Source organism: Delftia sp. ASV31 (genome assembly GCF_016428765.1).
GTDB classification, from domain to species: domain Bacteria; phylum Pseudomonadota; class Gammaproteobacteria; order Burkholderiales; family Burkholderiaceae_C; genus Comamonas; species Comamonas acidovorans.
Genome location: NZ_JAELTK010000069.1, coordinates 1 through 20,241 on the forward strand (window position 1 = coordinate 1; position 20,241 = coordinate 20,241).

Here is a 20,241-nt window from a genome sequence, read left to right on the forward strand (position 1 = left end):
GGCCTGGGGCGCCTCCCGCCAGCGGCCGGGTTCAATCGGCCTGGATATTGCGGTCCTTGGCGAGCTGCTTCCAGCGCGCCACGTCGCTGCGGATCACCTGCGCGAACTGCTGCGGCGTCACGGGGTTGGCAATGGCGCCTTCGCGCAGGAAGCTGGCCTGGATGGTCGGCTTGGCCAGCACTTGGTTCACGGCCTGGTTGAGGCGGTCCACGATGTCGGCGGGCGTGCCCGCAGGCGCCAGCAGCCCCCACCACAGATCGAATTCGTAGCCCGGGATGGCCGTTGCCATGGGCGTCAGGTCGGGCGCAATGGGGCTGGGCTTGAGGCTGGTGATGCCGATGGCGCGCAGCTTGCCGTTGCGCACCATGGGCAGGATGGAGGGGCCGCTGGAGACCAGCATCTGCACCTGGTTGCCGATCACGTCGGTCACGGCCGGACCCTGGCCCTTGTAGGGCACATGCATGATGTCCATGCCCGGCACCATGGAGCGCATCATTTCGGTCGCGAAGTGGTTGATGCTGCCGGTGCCCGAGGTGGCGTAGTTGAACTGGCCCGGGCTGGCCTTGATGGCGCGCACCAGATCCTGCGGCGTCCTGGCCGGGAATTCGTTGTTCACGGCCACCACCAGCGGGCCCTTGGCAAACATGGCCACCGGCGCCAGGTCCTTGACGGGATCGAAGGGCATCTTGGCCTGTACCGCAGCATTCGTGGTCATGCTGGACGAGACCGCCACCAGCGTGTAGCCGTCCGCCGTCGCCTTGGCCACCGAGGCCGTGCCGGTGTTGCCGCTGGCGCCGGGCCGGTTGTCCACGATCACGGTCTGCTTGAGCAGATCGCCCATTTCCTTGGCCACCTGGCGTGCGAACACGTCGTTGGAGCCTCCCGGCGGATAGGGAACCACCATGGTGATGGCCTTGGACGGGAAGGCGCCCTGCGCCATCAATCCCGGCGAAGCCAGGCCGGCCAGAGTGGCCACCGTTGTGGCGGCGGCCAGCGCCACCAGCCTGCGCCGCGCGCGGCAATGGGAAATGCTCATGTCTTTGTCTCCTGTACTGTTTCTTGTCGTTGTGGTGCCCGGCATGCAGGACGCCGTACACCGGAATGCCAGAGCCCTATTCAGGCCACCAGCAGCCCCTGTGCATGCGCCGCAGCCACGATGGCCTGGGCACGCAGCACGAAGGGCTTGTCCACCATCTTCCCGTCCACCACATAGGCGCCCAGGGCGTTGGCATCTGCCTGGCGGGCCGCCTCCACCACCTTCAGGGCGTGCCCGATTTCCTGCTCGGTGGGCTGGTAGACCGCATTGGCCAGGGCGATCTGGCTGGGGTGTATGCAGGTCTTGCCCAGAAAGCCCAGGCCGCGCGACAGGCGGGCCTCGGCGCTGAAGCCCTCGCTGTCGCGGATGTCGGCAAAGGCGCCGTCGTAGGCGTAGACGCCGGCCTCGGCGGCGGCCATGCGCACGGCAAACAGCGCCTGGGCAATGGCGGCGGGCTCGCGCCGGTTCACGCCAAAGGGCTCGAACAGATCGCCCAGCCCCATCTGCAGGCCGGCCACGCTGGCATGGGCGCTGGCCAGTTCGGCAGCGCAGCGCAGGGCGCGGGGTGTTTCGATGTTGAGCAGCAGGCCAGGCGCCTGGACCACGCCGTTGGCATCTGCCGCCTCGGCAATGCGCTGTGCGGCCTCGCGCACCTGCTGCACGGTCTCGGGCTTGGGCAGGTTGATGAGGTGCACGCCGTCGCGCACCATCTCGGCGATGTCGGCGCCGAAATGCGGCGTATCCATGGCGTTGACGCGCACGATCAGCGTCTTGCCATGGCCCCGGCTTTCAGGGCTGAGCAGGAAGCTGCGCAGCAGGCCGCGCGCCTCGTCCTTGCGGGCCTCGGCCACCGCGTCCTCCAGGTCGAAGGACAGTGCGTCGGCGTCGCCGGCCAGGGCCTTGGCGAACAGCTCGGGACGCGATGCGGGAACAAACAGTTTGCTTCTCATGCACCGCATTGTGGGCGGCAGAAAGCCAAGAGAAACACAGGTAATATTTGTTCAAACCACACAAATTCTTTGTTTATGGAAACCAGCTACCTGCACAGCTTCCTGCTCGTGGTCGAGACCGGCTCCATGGCCGAGGCCGCGCGGCGCCTGAACATCACGGCCGCCGCCGTGGCCCAGCAGATCCGCACCCTGGAGCGCGAGTTCGACGCCCCCCTGCTGGCCCGCGCAGGCCGCACCGTGCTGCCCACGCCAGCCGGCCACCGGCTGTCGCAATCGGCCCCGCTGCTGCTGCGCGAGCTGGCCAACGCCAAAACCCATGTCAACCACGAGGGCGCCGACGGCGAGCTGGTGATAGGCACCATCAACACGGCCCTGCACAGCCTGCTGCCCGACATCCTGGCGGGCTTTGTGAAGAAGTGCCCGCAGACCAAGGTCTTCCTGCGCTCGGCCACCACGCGCGAGCTGTACCAGGCCGTGCAGCAGGGCGAGCTGGATGCCGCCGTCTGCCTGCACCCCTCCTTCGCCCTGGCCAAGACCTTCGACTGGACACTGCTGCGCGAGGAGCCGCTGGTGCTGCTGGTGCCGCACCAGCTGGCGCACCTGGACCCGCACACGCTGCTGCGCACCCAGCCGCTGATCCGCTATGACCGCAGCCTCGGCGGCGGGCAAATGGTGGAGCGCTACCTGCGCGCCGCGCAGATTGCGCCGCAGGAGCGCTTTGAACTGAGCTCGCTGGTGGCCATTGCCATGATGGTGGAGCGCGGCCTCGGCGTTTCGCTGGTGCCCGACACGGCACTTAACCTGCCCGATGGCCAGGGCGTGGTGCGCCTGGCCCTGCCCGAGGAATCACAGTCGCGGCGCTTTGGCGTGATGTGGCTGCGCTCGTCGGCACGGCTGCCGCTGATCCACAGGCTGGTGGACTGCGCACGCACCGTGGTCAAGCAGCGCGGCGGCCCGCGCGCTGCCGCACGCGCAGCAAACAGGACACCGTAGCCCGCGCCGTCAGGACTCCGCCACGGCCGCCGTGGCAACCAGGTCCTGGAACCTGCGCAGCACGGCCGACGCATCGCCCACGCGCGTGGCCAGATGCAGGGGAGCGGCCAACCCGGGGCACTGGGACAGCGCACGGTAGACAATGCCGTCGCTGCGCAGGCGCTGCATGGAGGCCGGCACGATGGACAGCCCCAGCCCTGCCGAGACCAGGCTCAGCGTGGCCGTCATGCGCGGCGCCTCCTGCACCACGCGCGGACTGAAACCCGCCTCCAGGCAGGCCCTGAGAATGGCGTCGTACAGGCCCTGCCCTACCCTGCGCCGGTACAGCACGAAATCCTCCGAGGCGAGCTGCGGCAAAGGCACGGGCCGGCGCAATGGGCGTGCCAGCGCATGCCCTGCCGGCAGGGCCAGCAGCATGGGCTCCTCCAGAATCGGCACGGCCTGCAGCCCCTGGCTGCCATGCAGGGGCGAGCGCACAAAGGCCGCGTCCAGCCGCTCGTGCAGCAGTGCATCCATGAGTTCACCCGTACCCGCCTCCTCCAGCGCCACGGCCACGCCGGGCACCTGCTGGCGGAACATGCGCAGCACGCCGGGGACAAAGGGATGCAGCGCGGCCGAACTGGTAAAGCCCACGGCCAGCCGGCCCGTCTCGCCCCGGGCGGCGCGGCGCACCACCTCGGCCAGCACGTCACAGCGCTCCAGCAGCGCCTTGGACTCTTCCAGCAGCGCCAGCCCCGCCGCCGTGGGCCGAACGCCGCGCGGCAGGCGCTGCACCAGCTCCACGCCCAATTCGTGTTCCAGGCCCTGCAGCAACCGCGTCAGCGGCGGCTGCTGCATGCCCAGCCGCTCGGCCGCGCGGGTGATGTGGCCTTCCTCGGCGATGGCGACAAAGGCGCGCAGTTGGCGAAGCTCGGGCACGTCAATACTTTCAAGGTATGGGAAGACTTCAATTGTGGCATTTGCAATCATGGATGGACGGATTTACGCTCGCGCCCCACAAACACACCTACCTGAAAGGCAACACGATGACCTGGTCCGCAAAGCAGTACACAACGTTCGAGCAGGAGCGCACGCGCCCCGTGCGCGACCTGGTGGCCGCCATTCCCGATCTGCCTGGCCGCGCCGTGCGGCTGGCCGTGGACCTGGGCTGCGGCCCCGGCAACTCCACCGAGGTCCTGGCCCAGCGCTTCCCCGGGGCCTCCGTGACGGGACTGGACAATTCCGAGGACATGCTGGATGCCGCACGCAAGCGGCTGCCGGGCACGGCCTTCTCCCTGGCCGACATCGCCACCTGGCAGCCCGACCAGCCGCAGGACGTGATCCTGGCCAATGCCTCGCTGCAGTGGCTGCCCGACCACCAGCAGCTTTACCCGCGCCTTGTCAGCCACCTGGCACCCGGTGGCAGCCTGGCCGTGCAGACGCCGGACAACCTGGAAGAACCGGCCCACCGGCTGGCGCGCGAAGTGGCCGCCAGCGGCCCCTGGGCCGCCACGATTGGCGATGTGCGCCACCCCGCACGGCACAGCGCGGACTTCTACTACGCCCTGCTTCGCCCGCACTGCAGCAACGTCGATGTCTGGCGCACCACCTACTTCCACCCGCTGGCGGGCGGCCATGCCGCGGTGGTTGAGTGGTTCAAGGGTTCGGCGCTGCGTCCCTTCGTCGCGCCGCTGGACGAGGAGCAAAAGGCCGGCTTCTACGCAGCGTATCTGCAGGCCATCTCCCAGGCCTACCCCGCGCTGGACGATGGCACGGTGCTGCTGCCCTTCCCCAGGCTGTTCATCGTGGCCAGCCGCTGAAGCAGCGCGCCTTCGGCCCTCAACGCGCCGGATGCGGCTCGATGAGATCCCACAGATTGCCGTAGAGGTCTTCGAACACGGCCACGGTGCCGTGGGGCTTGCGCTGGGGGTCCTGCACAAAGCGCACGCCGCGCGAGCGGTAGGCCTCGAAGTCGCGCAGGCAGTCGTCGGTCTGCAGGAACAGGAACACGCGCCCGCCCGTCTGGTTGCCCACGCGCGCGGCCTGTTCCTCATTCGTGGCGCGGGCCAGCAGCAGGCGCACACCGCCGCCACCGGGGGGCACGGTGACCCAGCGCTTGCCCTCGAACAGGGCGGTGTCCTCGCTCAGCACGAAGCCCAGCGCACCCACATAAAAGCGCAGCGCCTCGTCATAGTCGCGCACGGCGACGCTCACCTGTCCTATCACCTGGGGCATGGAATCCTTTGCAGCAATGGTGCGGTCCTCGGACCACGGGGCCGCGAGGATAACGGAGCCCTGTCAATGCCCTGCCGCCCTGGCCCGTAAGCCCTGCGGCTGGCCCCACAATGGCGGCTTGCAATTGCCTCGTGAGGGAAGGGAATCCATGCTGAATGCCTTGTGGCTGGGCTTTTTTCTGGTGGCGGCCGTGGCTGCGCTGGCGCAATGGCTGGTCGGCGGTCAGGTCGGGATTTTCTCGGCCATGGTGCAGGCGCTGTTTGCCATGGCCAGGCTGTCGGTCGAGGTCATGGTGCTGCTGTTCGGCACGCTGACGCTGTGGCTGGGCTTTCTGCGCATCGCAGAGAAGGCCGGCGTGGTGGAGTGGCTGGCCCGCGTGCTGGGCCCGTTGTTCGCCAGGCTCATGCCCGAGGTGCCGCGCGGCCATCCGGCCCTGGGCCTGATCACGCTGAACTTCGCGGCCAACGGGCTGGGACTGGACAACGCGGCCACGCCCATGGGCCTGAAGGCCATGCGCTCGCTGCAGGAACTCAATCCCCGGCCCGACACCGCCACCAATGCGCAGATCCTGTTCCTGGTGCTCAATGCGTCGTCGCTGACCTTGCTGCCCGTGACCATCTTCATGTACCGCATGCAGCAGGGCGCGCCCGATCCCACCCTGGTCTTTCTGCCGATCTTGCTGGCCACCTCGGCCTCGACCCTGGTCGGCCTGCTGGCCGTGGCCGCCGTGCAGAGGCTGCCGCTGTGGAGCCCCGTGGTGCTGGGCTACCTGCTGCCGCTGGGCCTGGCGCTGGCGGGCTTCATGGCCTTTCTGGCCACGCTGTCGGCGGCCGCGCTGGCGCAGCTGTCATCGCTGCTGGGCAACCTGACGCTGTTTGCCCTGATCGTGCTGTTCGTCACCCTGGGCGCCTGGCGCAAGGTCGCGGTCTACGACAGCTTCATCGAAGGCGCCAAGGAAGGCTTTGACGTGGCCAAGGGCCTGCTGCCCTACCTGGTGGCCATGCTCTGCGCCGTGGGCGTGTTCCGCGCATCGGGTGCGCTGGAGTATGCGCTGTCGGGCATACGCTGGGTGGTCGATGCCCTGGGCATGGACGCCCGCTTCGTGGACGCCCTGCCCACGGCCCTGGTCAAACCCTTCTCGGGCAGCGCGGCGCGCGCCATGCTGATCGAGACCATGCAGACCCAGGGCGTGGACAGCTTCGCCGCCCTGGTGGCCGCCACCATCCAGGGCAGCACCGAAACCACTTTCTACGTCCTGGCCGTCTACTTCGGCGCCGTGGGCATACAGCGCGCCCGTCACGCCGTGCCCTGCGCCCTCATCGCCGAACTGGCCGGCGTGGTGGCGGCCATCGTGGTCTGCTACAAATTCTTTGGCTAAAGGCACAAATGGGCGCTGCGCCTTAAGCCGACGCGGCCCAAGGCGAGGAACACCGAGCAAGGGCCTACGCCACCCGCCTCGCCCCGCCGCGAGGGTGTCGCATCTCTCGGGAGAGGCCGCGCAGCGACTCAGGGCGACTAAAGTTCCGGAATGATCGCCTCGGCATAGTCATACAGCGCCCCCAGGATCTCCTCGCCGCGCTCGTCGGCGGTTTCCGATAGCTGATCGACCATGGCAAACATCTGCTCGGCCGTGCGTGCGCCGCCCTTGCCTTCGATCAGGCAGGCCGCGCAGTGCTGCAGCCAGCGCTGGCGCTCGGCAGGGTTCAGGCTGGCGGGGAAGTTGCGGGCGCGGTAGCGGAACAGCAGTTCGGTCAGGCGGGCATCGTCGAAGCCCGTGCGGTCCAGCGCCAGCTCCTGCGCAGACAGGCTGCGCAGGTGGTTGAGACGGCGCCGGTCCTCGTTGCCCACAAAGCCGCCATACAGGTCCTGGTCGGCATCCAGCCCCTCCTGCGCAGGGCGCTGGTGAACGGCACGCCACAGCGCGCTCATGTCGGGCAGGTCACGTGCAATGGCCGCGTGGCCCATGCACTGCTCCACATCGATGCCCCATTGCGCGGCCATGGCCGGGCTCAGCGTCTTGAGGCTGCCGACCACCATGGGCGACTTGTTGACGTGGATGCTCTTGATGGGCAGGCGCTGCACGCCCTCGGGCAGGTCGGCCGCGCGCGAGAACAGGCGCAGGCGCAGCGTGTCCACGTCGATGGAGGCCAGCTCGGACGGGTCCTGCGCCAGATCCCAGCAGATGATCTCGTTCTTGTTGGTGGGGTGCGTGGCCAGCGGCCACATGACGGCGATGCAGCCGCGCTCGGGCCGGATCATGCCGCTGACGTGCAGGAAGGGCCGTGCATGCGCCGGCTCGGCCGGCAGGCCCATTTCCTGCAGCACGCGGTCCTTCTTGTGCAGCGAGAAGGCGAAGTCGAACAATCTGGGCTGGACCTTGCGGATCAGCCGCGCCAGCCCGATGGTGGCGCGCACATCGGACAGCGCATCGTGCGCCTTCTCGTGCAGAAGGCCGTTGGCGCGGGCCAGGTCCTCGAGCTTGAAGCTTGGGGATCCATCCTCCTTTTTCGGCCAGACAATGCCTTCGGGGCGCAGCGCATAGACCATGCGCACCACGTCGAGCAGGTCCCAGCGCCCGCAGCCGTTTTGCCATTCGCGCGCATAGGGGTCGATGAGGTTGCGCCAGAACATGAAGCGCGTGATCTCGTCGTCAAAACGTATGGTGTTGTAGCCCACGCCCACGGTGCCTGCCTGGGCCAGTTCTGCCTCGATGCGGGCGGCGAACTGGGCCTCGGGCATGCCCTGCTCCAGGCATTGCTGGGGGGTGATGCCGGTGATCAGGCAGGACTGCGGATCGGGCAGGTAGTCGCCTGCCGGCTGGCAGTACCACATGACGGGTTCGCCGATTTCATTGAGTTCCGCATCCGTGCGGATGCCCGCGAATTGCGCGGGCCGGTCATAGCGCGGCTGGGCGCCGAAGGTCTCGTAGTCGTGCCAGAAGAAGGTATGGGCCATCGGGCGAGTATGCCTGCGAAAAACGGGCCACCGGCCCTCACAACAGGGGCGAACACAGCCGCGCGCCCGAGTCGAACAGGCGCAGCGCAAAGCCCAGGTCGCGCTTGAAGTGCACGCGCTGGGCCTGCTCCAGATCGGCCTCGAACTGCTTGGCCAGATCGCCGTTGAGCGCAGGCCCGTAGGCGATGGCGCAGACCTCGTAGTTCAGGAAGAAGCTGCGGTAGTCGAAGTTGGCCGTGCCGATGATGGCGATGTTGTCGTCCACCACCAGGGTCTTGGAGTGCAGCATGCGTGCCTTGTACTCGTAGACGCGCACGCCGCAGCGGATCAGCTCGTCGTAGTAGGAGCGCGCAGCCGCCGTGACCAGGGCCGAATCGGAGCGACGCGGCACCAGCAGCTGCACATCGACACCGCGCAGCGAGGCATTGGTGAGCGCTGCCAGCGCGGCCTCCGTCGGCACGAAATACGGCGTGGTCAGCCAGACACGTTCCTGGGCCGCGTTGATGGCCGCCAGATGGGCGCGGTAGATGGCCTGCAGGCCGTTGTCGGGGCCCGAGGTGATGATCTGCACGGGCAGCGGGCCCTCGGGAGCATCCGGCAGCAGCAGGTCGATGTCGGCGGGCTCGTTCTTGGGGTCCTTTTCCAGCGCATAGGCCCAGTCTTCGAGGAACACGGTCTGCAGCCAGTTGACGATGGCGCCCTCCAGGCGCAGGTGCACGTCGTGGTAGGCATCGGGCATGACACGCGCGTTCTCTTCGTCGGTCACGTTGACGCCGCCCGTGAAGCCCACCTTGCCGTCGCACACCAGGATCTTGCGGTGGGTACGGAAGTTGATGACCGGGCGCAGCCGCCGGCCGATCTTGGTGCCATGGAACAGCGCGACCTCGGCGCCCGCATCCTCCAGCGGCTGCAGAAAGCGCCGCCCCAGCTTCTTGGAACCCAGGGCATCCACCAGCAGGCGCACCTGTATGCCTGCGCGGGCCCGCTGTATCAGCAGGTCGCGCAGGGCCGTGCCGGTCTGGTCCGGCTCGAAGATGTAGTACTCCAGGTGGATGTGGTGGCGCGCCGCGTTCACCGCCTCGATGATGGCGTCGAAGGTGGCAGCGCCGCCCACCAGCAGCCGCAGGTCGGCGGCCGTGCTGACGGGAAAGTCGCTGGTGGCCGCCACCAGCCGCGCGACCTGGTGCAGTCGCTCCGAGCTGCCCGGCATGCGCTCGCGCAGGCGCTGCACGCCTGTTCGCACACGCGATGTCTTGCGCGCACGCAGCCGCTTGATGCGCTGGCGCTTGAGCCGCTGCGGGCCGAAGAAGTAGTAAATGGCCAACCCGCCCACGGGAATCGCCGCCATGGACAGAAGCCAGCTCAGCGTGGCCACGGGCGCGCTGCGCTGCAGAAGGATCCACACCGCGACGATCACCACATAGACCGACCAGGTCACCGACAGCAGCAGCAGCGCATTCTCATGGGTCAGGTACTGACGAAGCCACTCCACAAAGACTCCTTCGGGCGGATCAAAGAAAAAGCCGGCAGCCCGGGGGGCTGTCGGCTTGCGCGATGGGCATCAGGCGATGCACATCAGTCGGCGGTGGCCTCTTTGGGCTCGGCCGGCTCGGACGCCGGGTCCTGCTTGGGCTGGGGCGTGATGTCGAGCTTGACTTCGCCCTTGTCGGCATCGTCGGCGTCGGCCACCCAGTCCACTTCCAGGCGGCCACCGTCGACCAGTTGCCCGAACAGCAGCTCGTCGGCCAGCGAGCGCCGGATGGTGTCCTGGATCAGGCGCTGCATGGGGCGAGCACCCATGAGCGGATCGAAGCCCTTCTTGGCCAGGTGCTTGCGCAGCGCATCGGTGAAGGTGACCTCCACGCGCTTTTCGGCCAGTTGCTGCTCCAGTTGCAGCAGGAACTTGTCGACCACGCGCAGGATGACCTGCTCGTCCAGCGGCTTGAAGCTGACGATGGCGTCCAGACGGTTGCGGAACTCCGGCGTGAACAGGCGCTTGATGTCGCCCATTTCGTCGCCGGCCTGGCGCGGGTTGGTGAAGCCGATCGAGGCCTTGTTGATGGTCTCGGCACCCGCGTTCGTGGTCATGATGAGGATCACGTTGCGGAAGTCGGCCTTGCGCCCGTTGTTGTCCGTCAGCGTGCCGTGGTCCATGACCTGCAGCAGCACGTTGAAGATGTCCGGATGCGCCTTCTCGATTTCGTCGAGCAGCAGCACCGAATGCGGCTTCTTGGTCACGGCCTCGGTCAGCAGACCGCCCTGGTCAAAGCCCACATAGCCCGGAGGCGCGCCGATCAGGCGGCTGACGGCGTGGCGCTCCATGTACTCCGACATGTCGAAGCGGATCAGGTCCACGCCCAGGATGTAGGCCAGCTGCTTGGCCGCTTCCGTCTTGCCCACGCCCGTGGGGCCGGAGAACAGGAAGGAGCCGATCGGCTTGTCCGGCTTGCCCAGGCCCGAGCGCGCCATCTTGACCGAGGAGGCCAGCGCTTCCAGCGCCTTGTCCTGGCCGAAGACCACGCTCTTGAGGTCGCGCTCCAGCGTCTGCAGCTTGCTGCGGTCGTCGTTGGACACGTTGGCAGGCGGAATGCGCGCGATCTTGGCCACGATGGCCTCGATCTCGGCCTTGTCGATGGTCTGCTTGCGCTGCTCCACCGGAATGATGCGCTGCGCGGCACCGGCCTCATCGATCACGTCGATGGCCTTGTCGGGCAGGTGGCGGTCATTGATGTACTTGGCCGACAGCTCGGCCGCAGCCTGCAGGGCGGCAGCGGCGTACTGCACGCTGTGGTGTTCCTCGAAGCGCGACTTCAGGCCCTTGAGGATGTCCACGGTCTCGGCCACGGTGGGCTCGACCACGTCGACCTTCTGGAAACGCCGCGACAGCGCCGCATCCTTTTCGAAGATGCCGCGGTACTCGGTGAAGGTGGTCGCGCCGATGCACTTGAGCTGGCCGCTGGACAGCGCCGGCTTGAGCAGATTGGACGCGTCCAGCGTGCCGCCCGAAGCGGCGCCCGCGCCGATCAGCGTGTGGATTTCGTCGATGAACAGGATGGCGTTGGGCCGGTCCTTGAGCGACTTGAGCACACCCTTGAGGCGCTGCTCGAAATCACCACGGTACTTGGTGCCGGCCAGCAGCGCGCCCATGTCCAGCGAATAGACCACGGCTTCGGTCAGCACCTCGGGCACCTTGCCCTCGGTGATGCGCCAGGCCAGGCCTTCGGCGATCGCCGTCTTGCCCACGCCGGCCTCGCCGACCAGCAGCGGGTTGTTCTTGCGGCGGCGGCACAGGATCTGGATGGTGCGCTCGACCTCGTAGTCGCGCCCGATCAGCGGATCGATCTTGCCGTCCTTGGCCGCCTGGTTGAGGTTCAGCGTGAACTGCTCCAGGGGCGAAGCCTTTTCGTTGCGCTCGCCACCGGCGCCCTCTTCGGACTCGGCAGGGTTTTCGGCCTTGGCGGGCTCGGGCGGTTCGCCCTTCTTGATGCCGTGGGCAATGAAATTGACCACGTCCAGACGCGTCACGCCCTGCTGGTGCAGGTAGTAGACGGCGTGCGAATCCTTCTCGCCGAAGATGGCCACGAGCACGTTGGCGCCCGTGACTTCCTTCTTGCCGTTGCCGGTGGATTGCACATGCATGATGGCGCGCTGAATCACACGCTGGAAACCCAGCGTGGGCTGTGTGTCCACCTCATCGGAGCCTGCCACCTGGGGCGTGTTGTCCTTGATGAAGTTGGACAGGGCCGAGCGCAGGTCATCGATGTTGGCTGAGCAGGCGCGCAGCACTTCCGCTGCACTGGGGTTGTCCAGCAGGGCCAGCAGCAGGTGTTCCACGGTGATGAACTCGTGGCGCTGCTGGCGCGCTTCGACAAAGGCCATGTGCAAGCTGACTTCCAGTTCCTGGGCGATCATTGATGACTCCTTTTCGCTTGCTGGGGATTATTGACTGCAACCATAAATCAGGGCGGCCCGGGTTTATTCAACAGGCTCGAACATCGCCTGCAACGGATGGCCTGCCTTCTGGGCCGCCTGCAGCACCTGTTCGACCTTGGTGGCCGCCACGTCGCGCGAGTACACGCCGCAGACGCCGCGGCCATCCAGATGGATCTTGAGCATGATCTGGGTGGCCGTTTCGCGGTCCTTGCCGAAGAGTTCCTGCAGGACGATGATGACGAATTCCATGGGCGTGAAGTCATCGTTGAGCATCACGACCTGGTACATCTGCGGCGGCTGGACGCGCTGGCGTCGCCGCTCCAGCACCACGGCGCCGTCATCGTCGGACACGGGCCGCACTGTAGGGATGGCAGGAGGGATCGAAGGGGGTTGGGTTGCCATGAAAATCATTCTAGCCATCGGAGCCACTGTTTTCCGGAAGGGATATGCGAGGCATGCCTGAAGAATTCAAGCGCGGCGCCCGCCCGGGCCGGCAAGCACGCACCAAAGCAGTGCCTGCTCGCCGCCATCAGGCGCTGTGCCACCTTGCGGGTTATTCGTAGACCACCTTGACCTGTGCACTGCCGGCCTGGGCGTACCAGGCCGCCAGGGCCGCATCGCTGGGATAGAAGCGGCTGGCATCGCCCAGCGCCAGCTCGCAGCTGGCCGAGCCGCGCTCGTCCTCGCAGACCAGGCCCAGGCGCACTTTCATGCCGCGCTGCAGCTCGCCGTGCTCGCCCTGCTCCACCACGGCGGGGAACTGGCGCAGCAGGCCAAGCACGTCAGGCATCTTCTCGCCCACGCTGACCTGCAGATAGCGCGCAAAGCGGCAGCGCGCGTCTGCCAGATTCCACAGCTGCTGGGCCTTCATGCGCAGGCCGCCGCTGAAATGGTCCAGCTGCAGGCGCCCGGTGATGACGACGAATTCATCGTCCTTGAGCAGTTCGCGGTAGGTGTTGAGCGTGTTCTCGTCCACCGAGGCCTCGATCACGCCCGAGCCATCGTCGATCTTGAACAGGCCCAGCCGCCCGCGCTGGCCGTTGATGGCGCGGAAGTCGCTGATGATGCCGGCCAGCGTCTGGGGCTCGCGGCTGTCGCGCAGCTCGGCCAGGGGCGTGCGCACGAAGCGGCGCACCTCTTTCTCGACCTCGTCGAACAGGTGGCCCGAGAGGTAGAAGCCCACCGCCGTCTTTTCCTGGGTCAGCCGCTCCTTCACGCCCCAGGGCAGTGCCTCGACCAGGGGCGGCTCCTGGGTGCTGGAGCCCACGGCGTCATCGCCCATCATGTCGAACAGGCCGCCCTGGTTGGCGTTGGCCAGCGTCTTGTTGCCGAACTCGAAGGCATGGTCGATGGAGGCCACCAGCGACGCCCGGTTGAGCTCGATGGCGTCGAAGGCGCCGCCCTTGATCAGGGCCTCCAGCGTGCGCTTGTTCAGGCGCGTGCGGTCCACGCGCACGCAGAAGTCGGCCAGGCTCTTGAAAGGTCCCTTGTCGGCGCCGCGCGGCCCCACGCCGCGGCCTTCACGCGCCGCAACGATGGCCTCGATGGCCTGCTGGCCCGTGCCCTTGATGGCGCCCAGGCCGTAGCGGATGACCTTGTCGGTGACGGGCTCGAATCGGTACACGCCGCGGTTGACGTCCGGCGGCTCGAAGCTGATGCCCATCTTGAGCGCGTCTTCGTACAACACCTTGAGCTTGTCGGTGTTGTCCATTTCCACGGTCATGTTCCCGCAGTAGAACTCGGCCGTGTAGTGCACCTTGAGCCAGGCCGTGTGGTAGGCCAGCAGCGAGTAGGCGGCGGCGTGCGACTTGTTGAAGCCGTAGCCCGCGAACTTCTCCATCAGGTCGAAGACCTCGTCGGCCTTTTCCTCGCTGATGCCCTGCTTGGCCGCGCCCTCGCGGAAGATCCCGCGGTGCATGACCATTTCCTCGACCTTCTTCTTGCCCATGGCCCGCCGCAAGAGGTCGGCGCCGCCCAGCGAGTAGCCGCCCAGCACCTGGGCGGTCTGCATCACCTGCTCCTGGTAGACCATGATGCCGTAGGTCTCGGCCAGCACCTGCTCGACCAGCGGGTGCGGGTACTCCACCACTTCCTTGCCGTGCTTGCGCGCGACGAAGCTGGGGATCAGGTCCATGGGGCCCGGGCGGTACAGCGCGTTCAGTGCGATCAGGTCTTCCAGGCGGCTGGGCTTGGCGTCGCGCAGCATGCCCTGCATGCCGCGCGATTCAAACTGGAACACGGCTTCGGTCTTGCCCTCGGAAAACAGCTGGTAGGTCCGCGCATCGTCCAGCGGGATGTTCTCGAAGGCGAAGTTCTCCTGGCCCTTGTGGCGCTTGATGATGAACTCGCGCGCGATCTCCAGGATGGTCAGCGTGGCCAGGCCCAGAAAGTCGAACTTCACCAGGCCCACGGCCTCCACATCATCCTTGTCGTACATGGCCACGGCCGAGTCGCTACCCGGCTGCTGGTACAGCGGGCAGAAGTCGGCCAGCTTGCCCGGAGCGATCACCACGCCGCCCGCGTGCATGCCGATGTTGCGAGTCATGCCTTCGAGCTTCTGGGCCATTTCGATCAGGGTCTTGACGTCTTCTTCTTTTTCGATGCGCTCGGCCAGCATGGGCTCGGCCTCGATGGCGTAGGTGTACTTGTCGCCCTCCTTCTTCGGATTGGGCGGGTATTTGAGCGTGACGTGCAGGCCCGGCTTGTTGGGAATGAGCTTGGAGATGCCGTCGCAGAAGGTGTAGCTCATGTCCAGCACGCGGCCCACGTCGCGGATGGCCGCGCGCGCGGCCATGGTGCCGAAGGTGGCGATCTGGCTGACGGCGTCGCGGCCATAGAGCTGCTTCACATAGTCGATGACGCGGTCGCGGTTGGCCTGGCAGAAGTCCACGTCGAAGTCGGGCATGGACACGCGCTCGGGGTTCAGGAAGCGCTCGAACAGCAGGTTGTATTCCAGCGGGTCCAGGTCGGTGATCTTGAGCACGTAGGCCACCAGCGAGCCCGCGCCCGATCCGCGGCCCGGCCCCACGGGGCAGCCGTTGAGCTTGGCCCACTTGATGAAGTCGCCCACGATGAGGAAGTAGCCCGGAAAGCCCATCTTGAGGATGGTGCCGATCTCGAACTCCAGCCGTTCCACGTAGCGCGGGCGCTGCGCCTCGCGCTTGGCGGGATCGGGATACAGATGGGTCAGGCGGTCTTCCAGGCCGTTGAAGGATTCGCTGCGGAAGAACTCGTCCATGGTCATGCCGTCAGGCACGGGGAAATTGGGCAGCTGCGGCTTGCCCAGCACCAGGGTCAGGCTGCAGCGGCGCGCGATTTCCACGGTGTTGGCAATGGCGCTGGGAATGTCGGCGAACAGCGCCTGCATCTGCGCGGCGGTCTTGAAATGCTGGTCGCGCGTGAAGCGGCGCACGCGCTTGGGGTTGGCCAGGATCTCACCCTCGGCGATGCACACGCGCGCCTCGTGCGCTTCGTAGTCGTCGGGGCCGAAGAACTGTATGGGGTGCGTGGCGACCACGGGCAGGTTCAGGCGATCGGCCAGCTGCACGGCGGCCAGCACATGGGCTTCGTCGTCAGGCCGGCCTGCGCGCTGCAATTCGATGAAGAAGCGGTGCGGGAACATGCTCGCCAGCCGCTGGGCGACGGCTGCTGCGCCGGCCTCGTCGCCGCGCATCAGCGCCTGGCCCACGGGGCCGGCCTGGGCACCGGCCAGCACGATCAGCCCCTCGCCCAGCTCCTGCAGCCAGGCCCAGGTGTGCACGGCCTGGCCCTTGACCACGTTGCGGGTCCAGCCACGGGCCAGCAGTTCGGACAGGTTGTGGTAGCCCAGCGGGCTTTGCACCAGCACGATGATGCGCGAGACGGCGGCACCGTTCTCGCCTTCGATCTGGATTTCCGCGCCCAGCACGGGCTTGACGCCCTTGGCCCGCCCTTCGCGGTAGAACTTGACGCCGCCAAACAGATTGTTGAAGTCTGTGACGGCCAGTGCGACCTGCCCATCCTCGGCGGCGGCCTTGACGACGGCATTGATGCGGTTGGTTCCGTCCACGACGGAGAATTCGGTGTGCAGGCGCAAATGGACAAACATATGGGCGCCATTGTAGAAAGCTCCGCAAGGCCGGGACCCGTTCACGGCCATGCCTTTGCCGCCGCCCCCGCCTGCGGGGCGGGCATCGCAGGCCGTTACAATGCTTCGGCCCGGTTGCGGGAAAATCACGCTTTGTGCGGCCCCTCAGCGCGGCCCGCGTCCCTGCCCGCCAACCCTCTCACCGCCCTTCGATTGCCCGAGAAACGTCCACCATGCAGCGTATTCCCCTGTCCATCGTTCCCGCCATGCTGGTCGCAGGCGTTCTGACAGCCTGCTCCAGTACGCAGCAAGACCCTACTGCCAAGTGGACCCCGGACCGCATCTATACCGAGGCCCGCGACGAAGCCGCCTCCGGCGCGTTCGACAAGGCCGTTCCGCTGTTCGAGAAGCTCGAAGGCCGTGCCGCCGGCACGCCCCTGGCCCAGCAGGCCCAGCTCGACAAGGCCTATGCCCAGTACAAGAGCGGCGACAAGATCCAGGCCACCGCCACGCTGGACCGCTTCCTGAAGCTGCATCCGGCCAGCCCCGCCACCGACTACGCCCTCTACCTGAAGGGCCTGGTCAACTTCAATGACAACCTGGGCATGTTCTCCTGGCTGTCGCGCCAGGATCTGTCCGAGCGTGACCAGAAGGCCGCCAAGGACTCGTTCGAGTCCTTCCGCGAGCTGGTGACGCGCTTTCCCGAGTCGCGCTACGCCGAGGATTCGCGGCTGCGCATGCAGTACATCGTCAACTCGCTGGCGCAGTACGAAGTGCATGTGGCCCGCTACTACTACGGACGCGGCGCCTACGTGGCCGCCATCGCGCGCGCGCAGACGGCCGTCAAGGACTACCAGGGCGTGCCCGCCGTGCGCGAGGCCATGCAGATCCTGGTGAATTCATACGACGCCCTGGGCATGACTCAGTTGCGCGACGACGCGCAACGCGTGCTGACCGCCTCCTACGGCCAGGAGTCCGACCAGGACCTCACGGCAAAGCAGAAGTCGTGGTGGAAGCTGTGGTGATCTGCGGCGCAGGCTGCGCCAGCGCCTGCAGGGCCTGAACAAAGGCCGCCTCGTCCACCAGGGTCCGCATGGGCGGCAGCGCGGCACGCAGCCGCCGCCCGTAACCCATGGTGGCCAACCGGGAATCACAGACCACGAGTACGCCGCGATCCGTCTCGCGCCGGATCAGGCGGCCGGCGCCCTGCTTGAGCGCCATGGCGGCCTCGGGCAGCATGTAGTCGGCAAAGGCCTGACGCCCCACGGATTCCAGGCTGCGCGAACGCGCCTCGACCAGCGGATCGTCGGGCGGAGGAAACGGCAGCTTGTCGATGACCACCAGCTGCAGCGCATCGCCCGGCAGGTCCACCCCCTCCCAGAAAGTGGCCGAGGCCACGAGAATGCAGCCCCGCCCCGGGCTCGCCCCCGTGCCTTCCCCGCCTTGCGTGCCTTCCCTGCCTTCTCCGGCCGCGATAAAGCGCTCGATCAAGGCCAGCTTGGGCGCCTGCCCCTGGACCAGCACATCCAGTTCACCAAACAGCCCCAGCGACTGCTGCAGCGCATCGCCTATGGCATGCAGCGCCCGCAGCGTGGTCGTCAGCACCAGCGTGCGCCCGCCCAGGCGCTGGGCGGCATCCAGCGCCAGGCGCGCCACCTCGGTGCTGTGCGTGGCACTGCCGGCCTGGGCAAAGGGCCGGGGCACGTAAAGCGCTGCCTGCCGCGCATAGTCAAAGGGACTGTCCACGCGCAGCACCTGGGCCTCGCGCAGGCCGCAGGGCTCGGTGAACCAGCTCAGGCGCTCGTCGTCACCCAGCGTGGCCGAGGTGAAGATCCACGCGGTGCCCGATGGCTGCCGAGGCAGGCCTGCAGCTTCGGGAACGGGCGCGGGCGCGCCTTCTTCCTGTTCTTGTGCCTCGGGCTCGGGCTGTGCATCCTCTCGCTCCTGGTCTTCCGATCCCTCCTGCTCCTGCGTCAACCCCAGCAGCCGCGTGCGCATGATGTGCGCAATGGTCAGCGGAGACTCCAGCATGCGCATCTGCTGGCTGCCCAGCTCCAGCCAGCGCACCGTGTCCTGCACGGCGGCGGCGGCAAAGGTGGCCAGGCGCCGCAGCAGCTCGTTGCCGCGCTCGAACAGCCTGCGCAGTTCGGGGTCGCTGACCTGCAGTTGCACCAGCGGCTCCAGCAGTGCCCGCAGGCTGCGCCCCAGTGTGACCAGGGCGGTGCGCCAGCGATGCGCGTCCAGCCCCTGCGGCGTCACGCCCTGCCAGGGCAGGCGCCCGCCCGCCGGGGGCTTGCCTGCCGCCAGTCGCAGCTCGCGCAAGGCCTGCTCCACACGTGCCGAAAGCTGCATCCAGTCGGCCATGCCGCGCGCCAGTTCCTGGCCGGCGCGCAGCACATCGCGGGCATAGCCCGTCAGTTGCTGGCCCGACAGGCTCTGGCCCGCGAACTGCACGCCGGTGTCGTTGAGCTGGTGGGCCTCGTCCACCACGACCACGCCCACGCTGGGCAGCAACTGGGCCACGCCCGACTCGCGCACATCCAGGTCGGCAAACATGAGGTGGTGGTTGATGACCACCACATCGGCCTCCAGCGCAGCGCGGCGGGCCACGTTGACATGGCAGTCCTGCCAATGCGGGCAGTCGGAACCCAGGCAGTTGTCGCGTGTGGAAGTGACCAGGGGCAGCGCGGGCGAGCGCTCGTCCAGCGCGGGCAGCTCGCCCAGGTCGCCCGTACGCGTGGTGCGTGCCCATCGCTCGACCAGGGCCACGCTGCGCAGCACCTGCGGGTCCTGCGGCGCCGTGCGGCCCTGGCGCACACGCTCCAGCCGCTCCATGCACAGGTAGGCGCTGCGGCCCTTGAGGCGCGCCATGCGCAGCGGCATGCCCAACGCGGCAACGAGGCGCGGCAGATCGCGGGCATACAGCTGATCCTGCAGCGCGCGCGTGGCCGTGGACACCAGCACGCGCTGGCCACTGAGCAGGGCCGGCACCAAATAGGCATAGGTCTTGCCCACGCCCGTGCCGGCCTCGACCACCAGGGTCTGGCGCTGCTCGATGGCCTGGGCCACGGCCAGGGCCATGCGGGTCTGCCCCTCACGCGGCAGGAACAGCGCCTCGGCGCGCGACAGCAGGCCTTGCGGCGCGAAGGCCGCCTGCACGGCAGCGGTCAGGGAATGCAAAGGGCTGGTCCGTTTGTTGAAAAAGAGAGCGCCGCCGGGGTGCGGCGGGCCGGCGCCGGGGACGGTGCTCCGATAATATGCGCCATGACATTGGTGTGCCCATCCACCGCCCCAAGAGCCCACCAAACCAGAGACCATGCAGCCAGCGTACCGACTCCAAGCCGCCACAGGCATCCATCGCGGTGACAGGCAATACCAGCAAGACCAGGTGATGCTCATGGCCCACCCCTATGTACACGGCTGCCTGCTGGGCGTGCTGGCCGACGGCATGGGCGGGCGCAGTGGCGGGCGCAAGGCCTCCGACCAGGTCATGCTCACGGCGCGCCAGCTGTTCGAGCGCTTCGAGCCGGGCAAGGAGGACTGCACGGCGCTGCTGGAGAGCATCGTCCACGAGTCGCACATGGTGATCCGGCTGACGGCCATCTCGGCCGAGCAGGAGCCGCACAGCACCATTGCCGCCTTCGTGCTGCTGCCCCAGGGCCGCTGCCACTGGGTGCATTCGGGCGATTCGCGCATCTACCACTACCAGGGCGCGACCATGGTCTACCGCACCAAGGACCACTCCTACGTCCAGTCCCTGGTGGACAGGGGAGAACTCACCGAATTCGAGGCCCATGTGCACCCCAAGTCCAACATCCTGCTGGGCTGCCTGGGCACCGAGGCCGAGCCGCCCATGAGCCACCACGTGATCGAGCACGTGTACCCGGGCACCACGCTCATGGCCTGCAGCGACGGCGTCTGGCACTACTACACGGCGGAGGAACTGGGCACCGTGCTCAACGCGCTCACGCCGCGCGAGGCCACGGAATTCCTGATCGACAAGGCACGCGTGCGCGCCCAGGGCGGTGGTGACAACCTGTCGCTGGTGGTGCTCAAGCTCGAGGCACTGGAGCCGGTGACGGCCTGACCACCCG

General features: G+C 67.4%; 15 protein-coding genes. 5 read left to right on the plus strand and 10 right to left on the minus strand.

What is annotated here, in order from left to right:
* Positions 1-31: 31 nt before the first annotated feature.
* Both JHD82_RS21440 and JHD82_RS21445 read right to left on the minus strand, forming a co-directional pair.
* The gene (locus JHD82_RS21440) at positions 32-1,036 is read right to left on the minus strand and encodes a tripartite tricarboxylate transporter substrate binding protein (protein WP_197943295.1); all 1,005 of its coding nucleotides are present in this window, start codon (positions 1,034-1,036) and stop codon (positions 32-34) included.
* An 80-nt stretch (positions 1,037-1,116) separates the two neighbouring features.
* Entirely contained in the window at positions 1,117-1,986 is an 870-nt protein-coding gene (locus tag JHD82_RS21445; RefSeq protein WP_043781868.1) for a CoA ester lyase, read from the minus strand.
* A 75-nt stretch (positions 1,987-2,061) separates the two neighbouring features.
* Between JHD82_RS21445 and JHD82_RS21450 the strand changes: the two genes are divergently transcribed.
* Entirely contained in the window at positions 2,062-2,979 is a 918-nt protein-coding gene (locus JHD82_RS21450) for a LysR family transcriptional regulator (RefSeq protein ID WP_199138643.1), read from the plus strand.
* A 9-nt stretch (positions 2,980-2,988) separates the two neighbouring features.
* On the opposite strand, the gene JHD82_RS21455 is transcribed toward JHD82_RS21450, so the two are convergent.
* Positions 2,989-3,897 (minus strand): LysR family transcriptional regulator, encoded by a 909-nt coding sequence (locus JHD82_RS21455; RefSeq protein WP_199138645.1) that lies wholly within the window; start codon positions 3,895-3,897, stop codon positions 2,989-2,991.
* 107 nt (positions 3,898-4,004) lie between these two features.
* Here JHD82_RS21455 and tam point away from each other — a divergent pair, with 107 nt between their 5' ends.
* On the plus strand, positions 4,005-4,778 hold the full coding sequence (gene tam, locus JHD82_RS21460; protein ID WP_199138647.1) for a trans-aconitate 2-methyltransferase: 774 nt from the start codon (positions 4,005-4,007) through the stop codon (positions 4,776-4,778).
* Positions 4,779-4,797: 19 nt separating this feature from the next.
* On the opposite strand, the gene JHD82_RS21465 is transcribed toward tam, so the two are convergent.
* Entirely contained in the window at positions 4,798-5,193 is a 396-nt protein-coding gene (locus JHD82_RS21465; protein WP_199138649.1) for a VOC family protein, read from the minus strand.
* 148 nt (positions 5,194-5,341) lie between these two features.
* Between JHD82_RS21465 and JHD82_RS21470 the strand changes: the two genes are divergently transcribed.
* Positions 5,342-6,571 carry a nucleoside recognition domain-containing protein gene (locus tag JHD82_RS21470; RefSeq protein ID WP_199138651.1) on the plus strand — a complete coding sequence of 410 codons (1,230 nt, stop codon included), beginning with the start codon at positions 5,342-5,344 and terminating at the stop codon, positions 6,569-6,571.
* Positions 6,572-6,708: 137 nt separating this feature from the next.
* Here the strand turns inward: JHD82_RS21470 and sbcB are convergent, their stop codons facing one another.
* From sbcB to dnaE, 5 genes are all read right to left on the minus strand, one after another.
* Positions 6,709-8,148, minus strand: coding sequence for an exodeoxyribonuclease I (sbcB, locus tag JHD82_RS21475; protein ID WP_199138653.1), 1,440 nt, complete (start codon positions 8,146-8,148; stop codon positions 6,709-6,711).
* 37 nt (positions 8,149-8,185) lie between these two features.
* Positions 8,186-9,640 carry a cardiolipin synthase gene (gene cls / locus JHD82_RS21480; protein ID WP_199138655.1) on the minus strand — a complete coding sequence of 485 codons (1,455 nt, stop codon included), beginning with the start codon at positions 9,638-9,640 and terminating at the stop codon, positions 8,186-8,188.
* An 83-nt stretch (positions 9,641-9,723) separates the two neighbouring features.
* Positions 9,724-12,060 (minus strand): ATP-dependent Clp protease ATP-binding subunit ClpA, encoded by a 2,337-nt coding sequence (gene clpA, locus JHD82_RS21485; RefSeq protein WP_012205339.1) that lies wholly within the window; start codon positions 12,058-12,060, stop codon positions 9,724-9,726.
* Positions 12,061-12,123: 63 nt separating this feature from the next.
* Positions 12,124-12,501 (minus strand): ATP-dependent Clp protease adapter ClpS, encoded by a 378-nt coding sequence (clpS, locus tag JHD82_RS21490; RefSeq protein ID WP_012205338.1) that lies wholly within the window; start codon positions 12,499-12,501, stop codon positions 12,124-12,126.
* 133 nt (positions 12,502-12,634) lie between these two features.
* Positions 12,635-16,168, minus strand: coding sequence for a DNA polymerase III subunit alpha (dnaE, locus tag JHD82_RS21495; protein WP_199138657.1), 3,534 nt, complete (start codon positions 16,166-16,168; stop codon positions 12,635-12,637).
* Between the two features lie 212 nt (positions 16,169-16,380).
* On the opposite strand from dnaE, the gene JHD82_RS21500 reads away from it, so the two are divergent.
* The gene (locus tag JHD82_RS21500) at positions 16,381-17,172 is read left to right on the plus strand and encodes an outer membrane protein assembly factor BamD (RefSeq protein WP_012205336.1); all 792 of its coding nucleotides are present in this window, start codon (positions 16,381-16,383) and stop codon (positions 17,170-17,172) included.
* Here JHD82_RS21500 and JHD82_RS21505 read toward each other — a convergent pair.
* The gene (locus JHD82_RS21505; protein ID WP_199138659.1) at positions 17,135-19,327 is read right to left on the minus strand and encodes an ATP-dependent DNA helicase; all 2,193 of its coding nucleotides are present in this window, start codon (positions 19,325-19,327) and stop codon (positions 17,135-17,137) included. The two genes, JHD82_RS21500 and JHD82_RS21505, sit on opposite strands and share 38 nt — an antisense overlap.
* 136 nt (positions 19,328-19,463) lie before the next feature.
* Between JHD82_RS21505 and JHD82_RS21510 the strand changes: the two genes are divergently transcribed.
* Positions 19,464-20,234 (plus strand): PP2C family serine/threonine-protein phosphatase, encoded by a 771-nt coding sequence (locus tag JHD82_RS21510; protein WP_199138661.1) that lies wholly within the window; start codon positions 19,464-19,466, stop codon positions 20,232-20,234.
* The last annotated feature ends 7 nt before the right edge of the window (positions 20,235-20,241 follow it).

What these genes read in the sequence shown, in the direction of transcription:
- JHD82_RS21440 (WP_197943295.1), bottom strand. Translation starts at nt 1,036, where the DNA reads ATGAGCATTTCCCATTGCCGCGCGCGGCGCAGGCTGGTGGCGCTGGCC.
- JHD82_RS21445 (WP_043781868.1), bottom strand. Translation starts at nt 1,986, where the DNA reads ATGAGAAGCAAACTGTTTGTTCCCGCATCGCGTCCCGAGCTGTTCGCC.
- JHD82_RS21450 (WP_199138643.1), top strand. Translation starts at nt 2,062, where the DNA reads ATGGAAACCAGCTACCTGCACAGCTTCCTGCTCGTGGTCGAGACCGGC.
- tam (WP_199138647.1), top strand. Translation starts at nt 4,005, where the DNA reads ATGACCTGGTCCGCAAAGCAGTACACAACGTTCGAGCAGGAGCGCACG.
- JHD82_RS21465 (WP_199138649.1), bottom strand. Translation starts at nt 5,193, where the DNA reads ATGCCCCAGGTGATAGGACAGGTGAGCGTCGCCGTGCGCGACTATGAC.
- JHD82_RS21470 (WP_199138651.1), top strand. Translation starts at nt 5,342, where the DNA reads ATGCTGAATGCCTTGTGGCTGGGCTTTTTTCTGGTGGCGGCCGTGGCT.
- sbcB (WP_199138653.1), bottom strand. Translation starts at nt 8,148, where the DNA reads ATGGCCCATACCTTCTTCTGGCACGACTACGAGACCTTCGGCGCCCAG.
- clpA (WP_012205339.1), bottom strand. Translation starts at nt 12,060, where the DNA reads ATGATCGCCCAGGAACTGGAAGTCAGCTTGCACATGGCCTTTGTCGAA.
- clpS (WP_012205338.1), bottom strand. Translation starts at nt 12,501, where the DNA reads ATGGCTAGAATGATTTTCATGGCAACCCAACCCCCTTCGATCCCTCCT.
- dnaE (WP_199138657.1), bottom strand. Translation starts at nt 16,168, where the DNA reads ATGTTTGTCCATTTGCGCCTGCACACCGAATTCTCCGTCGTGGACGGA.
- JHD82_RS21500 (WP_012205336.1), top strand. Translation starts at nt 16,381, where the DNA reads ATGCAGCGTATTCCCCTGTCCATCGTTCCCGCCATGCTGGTCGCAGGC.
- JHD82_RS21510 (WP_199138661.1), top strand. Translation starts at nt 19,464, where the DNA reads ATGCAGCCAGCGTACCGACTCCAAGCCGCCACAGGCATCCATCGCGGT.